The 14,073-nt window shown below is 64.6% G+C and carries 2 protein-coding genes; both read left to right on the top strand.

Features of this window, described 5'->3' with window-relative positions; translation table 11 throughout:
- Positions 1-49: 49 nt before the first annotated feature.
- Positions 50-1,252: a substrate-binding domain-containing protein gene (locus PF66_RS07650; RefSeq protein ID WP_054057507.1), complete on the top strand. Its 1,203-nt coding sequence runs from the start codon at positions 50-52 to the stop codon at positions 1,250-1,252.
- Positions 1,253-1,464: 212 nt separating this feature from the next.
- Positions 1,465-13,995: a filamentous hemagglutinin family protein gene (locus PF66_RS07645; RefSeq protein ID WP_054062321.1), complete on the top strand. Its 12,531-nt coding sequence runs from the start codon at positions 1,465-1,467 to the stop codon at positions 13,993-13,995.
- Positions 13,996-14,073 lie beyond the last annotated feature (78 nt).

Below are 14,073 nucleotides of genomic sequence, written 5' to 3'. Positions count from 1 at the left end.
TCACGAACGAGCAACCTCAACGTACGAACACGACGAAAGGAGATTCTTCATGTTTAAGCGCAACGCTCTGGCAGTTTCCCTGGCTCTCGCCGCCCTGTGCACCGCACAGGCTGCAATGGCTGACCTCAACGGCGGCGGTGCCACCCTGCCACAACCGCTGTACCAGACTTCCGGCGTACTGACTGCCGGTTTTGCTCCCTACATCGGCGTAGGCAGCGGTGCAGGTAAAGCAGCTTTCCTGAACAACGACTACACCAAGTTCGTGGCCGGTACCACTGGCAAGAACGTACACTGGGCCGGTAGCGACTCGAAACTGACCCAGGCTGAACTGGATGGCTACGTCTCCGCTCACGGTGCCGCCTGGGGCCCGCTGATCCAGGTGCCATCGGTTGCCACTTCGGTTGCCGTTCCTTTCAACCTGGCTGGCGGCAATAGCGTAAACCTGACCGTTGACCAACTCTGCGGCGTGTTCTCCGGCCGTATCTCCAACTGGAGCACCATCGTTCCAGGCGTCAACAAGAACATCCAGATCGTTTACCGCAAAGCCAGCAGCGGTACCACCGAGCTGTTCACCCGCTTCCTGAACGCCAAGTGCTCGGCCGCAACCGAAGGCGGTACCTTCGCCGTCACCACCACTTTCGGCACCAGCTTCTCGGGTGGTCTGCCAGCCGGGGCCATCAGCGCCGACCAGGCTTCGCCCGCTCAACCCGATACCAGCGCCGGTGTGATGGCGGCTGTCAACGCTGTAGAAGGCCGTGTGACCTACATGAGCCCCGACTTCGCCGCGACCACCCTGGCCGGTCTGGACGACGCCACCAAAGTGGCCAAGATCAACGGCCTGTCGCCAGCCCCTGCCAACGTTTCGGCCGCCATCGCTGCCGTACCGGTTCCAGCTGCCGCCAACCGTGCCAACCCCAACGCCTGGGTACCTGTTTTCGCTGCTACTGCCAGCTCCACCGACCCAAGCGTCGTAGCCTACCCATCCTCGGGTTACCCGATCCTGGGCTTCACCAACCTGGTGTTCAGCCAGTGCTACGCCGATGCGACCCAGACCTCTCAGGTGCGTGACTTCTTCACCCGTCACTACGGTGCCAACGCTGCCAGCAACAACGACGCCGCCATCACCGCCAACCGCTTCGTGCCGCTGCCTGCTGCCTGGAAAGTGGCTGTTCGCAGCAGCTTCCTGACCGCGACCAGCGCCCAGTACATCGGCAACACCAGCGTCTGCAACACCATCGGCCGTCCGCTGTAACCCTGGCTTCAACGACTGGCAATACCCGATCAGCAACGGTCCTGCCGTTGCTGATTTCTTGCGTCTGGGAGCACGGTTCCCGGCAGATGAATTTTCCATGACAGAAGTTCGGTCGCGACCTTCCGTAACCGCCTATCCGGTAATGAGCAACGCCCCGTCACCGATCGGGTCATGCGTTGCCGCCCTTGGCACGATCTGAAAAGGATGGAGTGATGCTGCGCTGCAAACCCTCGGCAAGACTCAACGCCCGGCGTCACGACGACGCCCCCTCGATCCTGCGGCTCAAGCCCCTGGCCCAGGCCATCGCCCTGTGGATGGTGGCGGGCAGCGCCCAGGCGGAAACGGCGTTCAGTTCGGCCTGGTTCACCAACAAGGGGGCCAACCTGTCGGCCACCGCGGCGCGCAACAACAGTGGACAGATTCCGGGTATCCCGACCCTGGCGGAGCAGAGCCGGGCCAACCAGCAGTTGCAGCGTTCGCTGGGCAATCTCAACAGCACCGTGGCCGCCATCGCCGCCCAGCAGGCGGCCCAGGCGGCCGGTCGCCAGGCCGCGCTTGGCCAACTGAGCAATATTCCCGATGGCCTGGGCAAGGGCGGCCTGCAGGTCGACAACAGCCTGACCCAGGGCTGGCTCAATGCCAAGGCGCCAACCCAGACCCAATCCGGTGGCAAGACCACCGTGACCATCGAACAGACCGCCGACAAGGCGATTCTCAACTGGGAAACCTTCAACGTCGGGCGCAACACCACGGTGGATTTCCAGCAGCAGTCGAACTGGGCGGTGCTCAACCGTGTCAACGACCCGCTGGCGCGTCCGAGTGAAATCCAGGGCCAGGTCAAGGGCAATGGCACCGTGATGATCATGAACCGCAACGGTGTGGTTTTCAGCGGTTCCAGCCAGGTCAACGTGCGCAACCTGGTGGCCGCTGCGGCAACCATCAGCGACGATCAGTTCATCCAGCGGGGCATCTACGTCGACACCAATGGCACCCAGCCGACCTTCACCGATGCGGCGGGCAAGGTCGAGGTTCAGCGTGGTGCGATCATCCAGACCCTGGCGGCCACCTCATCGACCGAGGCCGGCGGTTATGCGCTATTGCTCGGTTCCGAGGTGGAAAACGCCGGGACCATCGCTACTGCCAAAGGCCAGACCACCCTGGCCGCGGGTGACAACTTCTACATTCGTCGCGGTGTCGGTACCAGCAGCAACCAGCGTTCGACCACCCGTGGCAACGAAGTGGCGACTTCGCTGAAAGCCGGCAGTACCGCCGGCAAGGTGAGCAACAGCGGTCTGATCCTGGCCTCCACCGGCGATGTCACCCTGACCGGGCACCAGGTACAGCAGAACGGTGTGGCGCTGGCGAGCACCTCGGTCGACACCCGTGGCACCATTCACCTGCTCAACTCGGCTACCGACACCACCGGTAGCGTGACCCTGGGGCAGGGCAGTACCACCGCGATCCTGCTGGAAAACACCGATGCTACTGCTCTTGACAGCCAGCGCAACAACGGCCTGACCGGTCTCGACGGTTTGCCAAACACCCTGATCACCGGGTTCTTCAACAACCTGAGCACGGTCAGCGATCGCACCGACCAGTCGCGCATCGAGATCGTCAGTGGGGGCAACGTCGACTTCCAGAAGGGTTCCATCACCCTCGCCACCGGCGGCCAGGTGGCCGTCAGTGCCGCCCAGCGCAGCCTGGTGCGTGATGGCGCGGTGATCGACGTTTCCGGCGCGGTCGGCGTGAAGGTCTCGATGGAGTCCAACAACATCAAGATCAACGTGCAAGGTAACGAACAGCGCGACGCACCGGTCAACCGTGACGGTGGCAAGCTGATCAACAACGACGTCTGGGTCGACCTGCGCGAGCTGGTGTTCGTCCCCGCCGGCACCAACGGCTATGCCACCGATCGCTGGTACACGGCGGGCGGTCTGTTGGAAGTCGGCGGGTATCTCGGTACCCAGGGCCACAACATCGGCGAATGGATGGCCCAGGGCGGCACGCTGACCTTCACCGGCAAGGAGGTGGTGACTCAGCAGGGCGCACAGCTCAACCTGTCCGGCGGCACCGTCGACGTACAGTCCGGCTACATCCGGCAGACCTGGCTCAAGGGGCCCGACGGTCGCCTTTACGAATTGTCCCGGGCCCCCGGAGACATTCTCTATTCGGGGATCTACAAGGGCTTCGAGTCCAGCAGTGCCCGCTGGGGCCAGACCGAGTATTTCTACAACCCGATGATCGCGCAGCAGCAACGCTATGAATCGGGTTACACCGTGGGCCGTGATGCTGGCAAGCTGGTGATCGGTACCAGCAACGCGGTGCTGGAAGGCCAGATCGTCAGTGAGGTGTTCAAGGGCGACCGGCAGAACCAGGCGCCGAACCTCAATCTCGATGGCTACCAGCAATCGCGCAACGCTGTCGCCCAGCGGGCGCAGCTGATTTTCGGCAAGTACACGCCGATCCATGACAAGAAGACCGGCACCCTGCGCTACAGCCTGGACGCGGTTGCGGACCAGGTGCAGATCGGCGACGGGGTCGAGCAGATTGCAGCCGGACTGGACCTGGGCACCGCGTTGCCAGCCGATCGCCAGGGCACCCTGTACCTGGACAGCGATCAACTCAATGGTTTCCAGCTCGGCGCCATCAAGGTGGCGGCCAGGCAGCAGGTCCAGGTCAATGGCGACCTGAGCGTGGGCAAGGGCGGTGATATCACCCTGTACGGGCCGCAGGTCCGGGTCAATGCCAACCTGACCGCTCACTCCGGTGGCCTGCATCTGGGCAACGTGCTCAATCAGGTGAACTCCGCCAACCCGACCCAGGGCGTCATCGACCAGATCATCCAGCCGGCGGCTGGCCAGAAGGCCGTGGTCGACATCGTGGCTGGGGTGAAACTCGATACCACTGGCCTATGGAGCAACCTGGCGCTGGATGGCGATAACAGCCGGTTGCCCTATATCAACGGGGGGGCGGTGTCGCTACGCAGTACCGGTGATGTGACGCTTGGGACGGGAAGCCTGGTCGATGTCTCTTCGGGGGCTGCCCTGCTCAATAATCGCAAGCTCAGCGGTGGCAAAGGGGGCGACATCACCCTTGCAGTCAACGTGGGTAACTCCACGGCGGCAGCTGATCTGACGCTTGCTGGTGAACTGCGTGGCTACGGCGTCAACGGTGGCGGCACCCTGAAGCTGCAGGCCGGCAAGGTACAGATCGGCGACAGTTCGACACCGGCAGCTTCCGGTACCCTTCAACTGGCGGGCGATTTCTTCAACAAGGGGTTCTCGGCCTACGACATCACCGGAAACCAGGGGCTGACCGTCACCGACGGTACTCAGGTCGACGTAAGCATGCCGGTCTATCGGGTCGGGGAGCAGGCCGGCGACATACCGTCGGGGGGATCGCCATCGACACTGCTGGAACGCTGGACGCCCGATCTCTACCAGAACGATGCCGCCAAGGGGGTGCTGACACAGCGTAGCGGCGCCAGCCTGAGCCTTAACGCGGGGACGAATACATCCAGTGCTGCCGACATGGCCAGCACCGCACTGAGTGTCGGCCGCGGTGCGCTCATCCATGTCGACCCCGGCCAGGCCATCGCCCTGAACAGCATCGGCCAGCTGACGCTGGATGGCACGTTGAGCGCCTGGGGTGGCAAGGTCAGCCTGGGGGCGATCACCACAGGGAGTTCGGATCAGGTCAATGCCATCGGCCATGGCCGCTCCATCTGGGTAGGCGAGCACGCCCTGATCGATGTGGCGGCCAGGGCCGTGACGGCGACGGATGCCAGTGGTCGCGTCTACGGCCGGGTGGCCAACGGCGGCAGTATCAGCCTGGGTGGCACGTTCGACGCCGCGACGGGCAAGGTCAAGGCGGCCGACCTGTTCCTGGTGGTTCGTGAAGGTGCACGACTGGAAGCCTCCGGCACACAGGCGATGCTCGACGTCCCGGGGCAGGGGCGCACGCTGGTCGCCAGCAATGGCGGCAGCATCACCCTGGCCTCGAACAACGGCCTGTACCTGGATGGCCGTTTCAATGCCCGCGCCGGTGCAGAGGGCGCTGCTGGCGGCACGCTGACGGTGGCCCTGCAAAGCCAGGCGTACTTGAAGGCGTTTGCCACCGATCGAGTGCTGAACTACCGCGAGTTGGTGCTCAGCCAGAACCGTCAGGCCAATACGCTACCGACCACGGCCGAGGACGCGGCGGGTGTGCTGACCTACGGGCAGGGCCGGTTCGGCGTCGACCAGTTCGAGGCTGGAGGTTTTGACAACCTGACCTTGTTCAGCAGTGGCCTGTTGAGCGTTGATGGCGATGTGACGCTATCGACCCGCCAAAGCCTGCAACTCTATTCCAGCTACTTGGGATTGACGGGCAACGCCGCGGATCAGGCTCGGGTTCGTCTTTCCAGCGCCTATCTGCTGTTGGGTGGGATGCTCGAGTCATTGGGGAAAGAGAGCTATGTCGTTCCCGGCCTGAACGGTCGTTCGCCAACCCCGCTGGGCCATGGTGTGTTCTCTGCGGATGCCAAGCTGATTGATGTGCGCGGTGACGTTACCTTCGGGGTCAAGAGCTCCGTCGCGTACCTGGGCCAACCGGCGGTGGCCATCGAGCGTCGAGGTTTCGACCAGGTGGAGCTGACCAGCCAGGGCGACTTGCGCTTGCTGGCGGTTTCCAGCGATACCGATCCGACGACAGGTCCCAAGACAGGTCTGTACACTGCCGGTGACATGGCTCTGCGCGCGGCCCAGCTGTACCCGACCACACAGACCAGTGCCGCCATCATGGCGGGTTCCGGAGGCAGTGGTAGCGGTTTCGATCCGACGCGAACCTTGACCATCGGTCGCGTGGCCGATGCCAGTGCGCCGATTCCCTATTCGGCTTTTGGTCGCTTGCGGCTCGGGGCGGCGGTCATCAAACAGGGTGGCGTGGTCCGAGCGCCCCTGGGGCTGATCGAAATCGGCAGCGGCCTGGGCACCCCAGGCGTGGAGAAAGTGGAACTGCTTCCCGGCAGTATCACCTCCGTCAGCGGCAAGGGCCTGGTGCTTCCGTATGGTGGTACCTTCGATGGCCAGACCTATTACTACAACGGCAAGGCCGTGGAATTCCTCGGGCAGGGCGGTACACCCACCGCCAACCGCGGATTGCAGGTGGGTATCGCATTGGGTGGCAAGTCGGTGTCGGTCCTGCCCGACGCCACCCTGGACCTGTCCGGCGGTGGCGACCTGCTCGGTGCCGGTTTCATTTCCGGGCGTGGCGGTTCCACTGATGCGCGCTTCAATCCATTGGTCCAGTTCGGCTCCGATGGCAGCTTCCTGTTGCCGGGCCTGGCGACCAACCCGATCTATGCCATCGTGCCCGGCGTGCAGCCGGGTTATGCGCCGGTATCACCGGAAGGGGGCGCGGTCGACCCGATGATCGGCCAGCAGATCACTCTCGGTGCAGGGGTTCCCGGGCTGCCGGCTGGCACCTACACCTTGATGCCTTCGACCTACGCCCTGTTGCCCGGTGCCTTCCGGGTCGAACTGAATGGTTTGGCAACCGGCGGCACGGCGGGTGGTACGCAACGGATGCGCAACGGATCGTGGTCAACCTCGGGCCAGTTGTCCATTGCCAACACCGGTATCCGCAACGGTATCGCCAACCAGATCATCCTGACCTCCGGCGACGTCTTGCGTCGCTACTCGCAGTACAACGAAACCAGCTATGCACAGTTCGCGATTGCGGACGCGGCCCGCCTCGGCGTGCCCCGGGCCCTGCTGCCGAAGGACGCCCGGACGCTCAAGCTGGAGTTGGAAAAGGGCGCCGGGGAGAAAGCCTTCACCTTTGCGGGGATCGGCAAATTCGACGCCGCCGAAGGGGGTTATGCCGGTACGGTCGCGGTGTTGGGCAGTAACGGCTCCGCGTTGGAAATCGTCGGCGCCGGGCGCCAGGCCACGGCGCAATTTGACGGTGTGACCCTGGATGCACAAAGCCTGAGTGCCCTGGGGGCGGGGCGCATGGTGATTGGCGGGTTGCCGACGCTGACCTATGGACAGGGCGGCAACTACATCACCCTGTCGAAACTGTCGAGCAGCATCGTCATGCGCGACGGCGCGACCCTGGGAGCACCGGAGGTGTTCCTGGCCACCGGTTCCGGGGACATCGTGCTGGAGCAGGGCGCCTCGATCAACACGCTGGGTTACGGCAACGCCGCCTACGATGCCCGGAACGGCTTTATCTATCAGGTTGGCAACCTGCTCGCCGTCTCCAACGGTCTGCTCAATGTCGTCAACCTGCCTGAGGGCCAAACGGCGGTGACGGGCGGGATCAAGGTGGGTACCTGTGCCCTTGTCCCGTGCACCGGCCAGACTTCGCTGTATTCCAACGGCAGTATCGCCGCTGTCACGCCGACAGCGTTCCAGCTCGATGACAAGGTGCGTTACGGCACTCGTCACCTGACCCTGGCCCTGAACAATATCAACGTCGGTACGCCAGAAGCGCTGGCCGATGCGGTGGCCGGCAATCGGCTGCCGGCCGGCCTGACGCTCAACCAGCAACTGATCGATCGCCTGCTGCAAGGTGACACCCAGTCCGGTGCGCCGGCCCTGGAGACCTTGCAACTGTCGGCGCGTGATGCGTTCAACTTCCATGGCACCACGACGCTCGATACCTATGACGTACAGACCGGCAAGTCGCGCCTGAGCAACCTGATGTTGTCCACTCCGGCGATCTACGGTGCCGGTGGCGCTGGCGACGTGGCCACGATCCATACCGCCAACCTGATCTGGCTGGGCTCGGACAAGCCGGCCGGTTCGGTGATCGCTGGTGGCGCGGGAACCGGCAGCGGGCGCCTGGATATCAAGGCCCAACGCATCGAGTTCGGTTATGGCGACTTCGCCCAGCCCAATACGGTCAAGAGCTTCGATCGCCTGGTGCTTGGTTTCGCCAACGTCAATCTCAACGCCAGCGAACGCATCACCGCCAACCACAAGGGCAGCCTCTCGGTCTACCGGAGCCAGGGTGCCTACGAGGCCGGCAAGGGCTTCCAGTACAGCGGCGGCAACCTGAACGTCCTGACACCGCTGATGACCGGTGAGGCTGGCTCGGTGAACCGCATCACCGCTGGCGGCACGATTGACGTTTCGTCGTCGGGCGCCGCTGTGGGTGAGGTGAACGGGCAGGGCGCCGAACTGGCCCTGCAGGGCAGCAGTATCCGACTGGCCAGCGCCGTGGTCCTGCCCAGCGGCAAGGTCACTCTGGGGGCGACCGGTGACGTGCTGCTCACCGATGATGCCCGGCTCGATGTGGCCGGGCGGGCCATTGTCTTCAACGACGTGACCAAGTACGGCTGGGGCGGCAGCGTCAGGCTGGAGAGCCGCAACGGTAATATCCACCAGGCGGCGGGCTCGCGTATCGACCTGTCGGCCAGGTACAACCAGGCCGGGACCTTGAGCGCCGTGGCGCTGGATGCAGCGGCCGGTATCGTTGACCTGCAGGGGCGTATTCTCGGCTCCAGCAGCGGTTATTACGATGCGGGCGGCACCCTGATGCCGTACACGGCGGGGGGCGTTGAGATCCAGGCCCAACGGCTGGGAGCGACGGGAACGCTCGATGAACAGTTCGCCGCCCTCAACCAGCGGCTGAACGAGGGGCAGGTTACCGGTTCGCGCAGCTTCCAGTTCAAGCAGGGCGACCTGACCATTGGCGAGGGCCTCAAGGCCGGTGACGTGACCGTCTCCATCGACAACGGCAGCCTGCGGGTGAGCGGCACCGTCGATGCGAGCGGCGAGCGGGTGGGCAGTATTCGCCTGTCGGCGAAAAACGGCCTGACCCTGGACGGCAGCGCCGTACTCGATGCCCATGGTACGCGCCTGCGGGTCGACAGCTACGGCAAGATCATCGATTCGCCGAACCGGGCGATCGTCGAACTCAACTCGGGCAATGGTCAGTTGACCCTGGGCAGCGGTGCACGCATCGACCTGCGCCACGGCACCGATGGGGCGCTGGGCAATCTGCCGGGACAGAACGATGGTCGGGCCCGCGGTACCCTGGAACTGAATGCTCCGCGCCTGGGCGGCACCACTGGCGGCGACATTGCCATCGATGCCAGCGGTCCGCTGACCATCCAGGGGGCGCGTTCGATCGCCGTCAACGGGACCTGGCGCTATGACGATGCGGCCTACGGCACCGATCCGGCGGCCAGCGGCCGTCCCTACCAGATCATCGACCAGGCCTACCTGGACGCCAAGCATTTGCAGAGTACCGCGTTCATCAATGCTGCCCTGGCCAATGCCAGCCTGATGCAAGGCAAGCTGGCGGGCTTGAACAACGCCACCTATGCCGATGCCTTCCATCTGCGTCCCGGCGTGGAGATTGTCAGCGCGACGCCGGACGGCGACCTGGTGGTGCAAGGCGATATCGATCTGTCGGGTTATCGTTATGCCAGTGTGAACCCGAACACCCGGAAGACCGGGGTCTACGGTTCCGGCGAAGTCGGCAGCCTGACCTTGCGGGCCGGTGGCGACCTGAATATCTACGGCAGTATCAGCGACGGGTTCGCGCCACCGCCGGCGACCCAGGACGACAAGGGCTGGATCTTGCTGCCAGGGATCGACATCAATGGTGGCGATACCGTGGTACCGGGGGCCGGGGTGACGTTGGCCGATGGCACGACCTTCCCCGGCGGCGTCACTCTCAACTACGACTTGCCGATAAAGGGCTTGCAACTGGCGCCTGGAACCCGCCTGCCGGTATCGGCGACACTCGACCAGGCGCTGTCGCTGCCGGCGGGGACCGTGTTGGCGGCAGCGGTACGCGACGCCTCCGGCAATATTCTATTTGCCGCCGGTACGTTGTTGAGTCAGTCCCAGACCCTGGCGGCGGGCACCCAGTTGGATGCCGGCAGCCTGCTTCCGGTGGCGGCCAACTTCAAGGCCCTGACCTGGCCCAGGGGCGTGCCGTTGCCGGGCGTTGCCGGTACGACGCAGACCGTGGTCCTGAATGGGAACCAGGTTCTGTCCCGGGGTGCTCTGATTCCTTCGGGTACCGATGTAAAACTGCTGGCGGGCGTGGAGTCCATCCAGTTGCGTCCTGAGGTTGCCGGCCGCCAGGGGCAGATCTGGGCCGTTGCGCCGATGCTGGCTGAAGGTTCGCAGTCCTGGTCGCTGCGCCTGTTGGCGGGAGCCGACACCGAAGCGGCCGACAGCCGTATCGTCCAGCCGTACCCTGTCAGCGGTGACCTGCATCTGGCGGATACCCATTACGGCATGTTCGGCAAGGCCAAGCCGGGTGGCTATGTCTGGACCGAAGAAGGTTCGCTGAACTGGGCCGGCGATACCAGCCTGGTCGGCCAACCCATCGACTTCGATGCCATTGGCTACCCGGATCTGTGCACCGACAACCCGACGTTCTGCAAGGCAGCCACCAGCTATGTCTGGACCGAGGAGGGGTCGCTGAACTGGGCCGGCGATACCAGCCTGGTTGGCCAACCCATCGATTTCGATGCCATTGGTTACCCTGAGCTATGTACCGACAACCCGACGTTCTGCAAGGCGGTCGGTCAGTCTCAGTTGGTTGCCGGTAGCCAGCGCTTCAGCGTGGTTCGTACCGGTACGGCAGACCTTGAATTGCTGGCCGGTGGCGATCTGAAGATGGACTCGCTCTACGGCGTCTATACTGCCGGCAACTCATCGACAGCCACCTCCGCCAATGATCCCTACAACCAGGCCCGGGCGCGGGGGACCGGCGGAACAGTCCTTGGCGATGCCTTCGGTGGCTACGAGGAGCTGGTCAATGGCAGTGCCACCAGCGTTTACCGTGCCTGGTACCCGGACGCCGGTGGCAACCTGACCCTCAAGGTGGGCGGCGATCTCACCGGCAATATCATGGACCGTGTCTCGACTGGCCTGGGACGGCCCAACTCGGCGGACCTGGGCCATGACACCGCCGGTGTCGGCAACTGGCTCTGGCGCCAGGGCAGCGGCAGCGTCGACACAGGGGGACAGGCACAGCCAACCGCCTGGTGGATCAACTTCGGCACCTACACCAACACTGCCGCACTGGGCGGCAGTGGCGCCGACCAGATGGTCGGTTTCACCGGGTTCGGCACCCTGGGCGGCGGTAATGTCGATGTCCAGGTGGCGGGGGATGCGGGCATCCTGGCCCCCCTGTCCGGGGCGGCGTTTGCAACGTCGATCAACCCGCGCAGCCAGGGCCTGGTGCTTGCCGTTGGCAGCACAGGGCGGGTAGCGGCCGATGGCAGCGTGCAGATGACCGGCGGTGGCGATCTGAACCTGCGGGTAGGGGGCGCGCTGAACCCGGCCAGTGATCTCACCCAGGGACAGCAGAACGGTTTGCTGGTCGACCTGCGCGGGCATGTGCAACTCGATGGCGCATCGATGGGCAGCGTGGCCTTGCACTACGGCAACCAGGCCACGGACCAGGCACCTGGCGAGGTCAGGGCCTATGATCCGACGATCGCCACTCGCGCCCTCTCGGCCGGCGGCATGACGCTGGTTCCGGGGGATGCCACGTTCAATCTGTCTACGCTGGGCGATCTGGTCGTACAGAACGTGCAGGATCCGGGTAGGGTCGCCCTGATGAACGCCACGCCTTTTGTCAGCGGCGGCGTCAATGGTGCGGGCCAGAGCTGGTTCACCCTGTGGACCGGGCATACGGCGATCGATCTGTTCTCGGCCGGTGGCAACCTCACCCCCTATACCCTGGGTACCGTCACCGATGCGGCGGTGGTCTACCCCTCCATCCTGCGGGCGGTCGCGGCCAGCGGCAGTTTCTACTATGGCAAGGCTGCCACCAGCCAATTGAGAGACCCCGAATACAAGGCACCGTTACTGTTGGCACCTTCGGTGACCGGCGAACTGCAGTTCCTGGCCGGCGACTCCATTTACGCCAGTGGGTTCAGCGTCAGTCGTTCCGGCGCGGCCGCTGAAACGATGGCGACCCCCTGGCGTCCGGCATTCGCGGGCTTGATCAACGGCAGTATGGTGACCAACGGCAACAACCTGTCGACGGATGGCAACACGGCCCAGGTACCGGCGGTATTGCCCCTGTTCGCCTTTGGCTCCGCCACCGCCTCCGACACCATTGCCGCCAGCCGTCTCCCTTCGCGCTTCTACGCGCTCAACGGCGACCTGCTGGGCGTCACCAGCGGCCGAATCATCAGCTTCCAGGGGACTGGCACTCCACGCTTTGGCCAGACTTGGTACGAAGGCGCCGGCCCGGTCTGGATGATGGCTGGTCGCGATATCGTCAGCAGCGGTACCGCACTGGGCAGCAGTGATTCGGGCATGACCGATATCAACAAATACACCAGCACGGGCAACCTGTTCGTGCACAACGACCCGAACGACGTTTCCATCGTTTCCGCCGGCCGCGACATTCTCTACAGCAACTTCACGGTGGCCGGTCCCGGTACCCTGGAGCTGACGGCAGGACGCAATATCCTGATGGAAGACAAGGCCAGCATCACCAGCATCGGTGCCGTGGTCCCCGGCGACAGCCGCCCGGGTGCCAGCATCGTCATGCAGGCCGGCTTCGGCACGAATGGCGCGGACTACCTGCGTTTCGTCCAGACCTACCTGAACCCGGAGAACCTGGCACAGGCCGGCCAGTCGTTGAGCGGCGGCAAGGTGGCCAAGACCTACGAGACCGAACTGGTCGCCTGGCTGGCCGAGCGGTACGGCTTCAGTGGCACTGCCGATCAGGCGCGTGCCGACTACGCGGCCCTGTCGCCCGAGCAACAGCGGATCTTCGCCCGCGAGGTCTACTTCGCCGAGCTGAAAGCGGCGGGACGCGAGTACAACCAGGTTGGCGGACCACGCCAGGGCAGCTACCTGCGCGGTCGCGAGGCCATCGCCTTGCTCTTCCCGCAGACCGACGTGGCGGGCAACCCGATCACCTACCAGGGCGACATCACCTTGTTCGGTGGCGCCGGGGTACACACCGACTTCGGTGGCAACATCCAGATGCTCACGCCGGGCGGTGGCCAGGTATTCGGTATCGAGGGCGTGGCGCCACCGTCCACGGCCGGCGTGATCACCCAGGGTGCCGGCGATATCCAGCTCTATTCCCTGGACAGCATCCTGCTGGGGCAGAGCCGGATCATGACCACCTTCGGCGGTTCGATCATGGCCTGGTCGGCGGCCGGCGACATCAACGCCGGCCGCGGTTCGAAGACCACCGTGGTCTATACGCCGCCCAAGCGGGTCTACGACAACTGGGGCAATGTCACCCTGTCGCCCTCGGTACCGAGCACCGGGGCGGGGATCGCGACGCTCAACCCGATTCCGGAGATCGCGCCGGGCGACATCGACCTGATCGCGCCGCTGGGCACCATCGATGCCGGCGAGGCGGGAATTCGGGTGTCGGGCAACGTCAACATCGCGGCCTTGCAGGTGGTCAACGCGGCCAACATCCAGACCCAGGGCAAGTCCTCGGGGGTGCCGATGACCGCGTCGATCAACACCGGGGCCATGACCGCCGCCAGCTCCGCCGGCGCTGCGGCCTCCCAGGCGGCCGAAGACGCCGCGCGGCAGCAGCAACAGGCAGCGAAGCAGGATCGGCCGTCGGTCTTCACCGTCGAGGTGCTCGGTTTCGGCAGCGAACCGGTGACCCCGAGTCGCGACAGTGCCAGCCACACGCCAGCCTATAACCCCGACAGCCCGGTCCAGGTCCTCGGTGCGGGCCCCTTGAGCGAGCAGGCCAGGCTACGCCTGACCGAAGAGGAACGGGGCAACCTGACCTTGTAAACGCGGGTTCTTTCTCCTCTCTGGCGGCCTTGATGGCCGCCTTTTTTTGCCCGGCCGTCCTGTGGCGGGCAATCCCAC

The sequence above is a fragment of the Pseudomonas asplenii genome (assembly GCF_001293465.1).
Lineage (GTDB): Bacteria > Pseudomonadota > Gammaproteobacteria > Pseudomonadales > Pseudomonadaceae > Aquipseudomonas > Aquipseudomonas fuscovaginae_B.
The sequence above is the reverse complement of the archived record's forward strand: the minus strand, read 5'-3'. Positions and strand labels throughout refer to the sequence as shown.

Excerpts from the sequence above, each read along its gene's own strand:
- PF66_RS07650 (WP_054057507.1), top strand. The coding sequence starts at position 50 with ATGTTTAAGCGCAACGCTCTGGCAGTTTCCCTGGCTCTCGCCGCCCTG.
- PF66_RS07645 (WP_054062321.1), top strand. The coding sequence starts at position 1,465 with ATGCTGCGCTGCAAACCCTCGGCAAGACTCAACGCCCGGCGTCACGAC.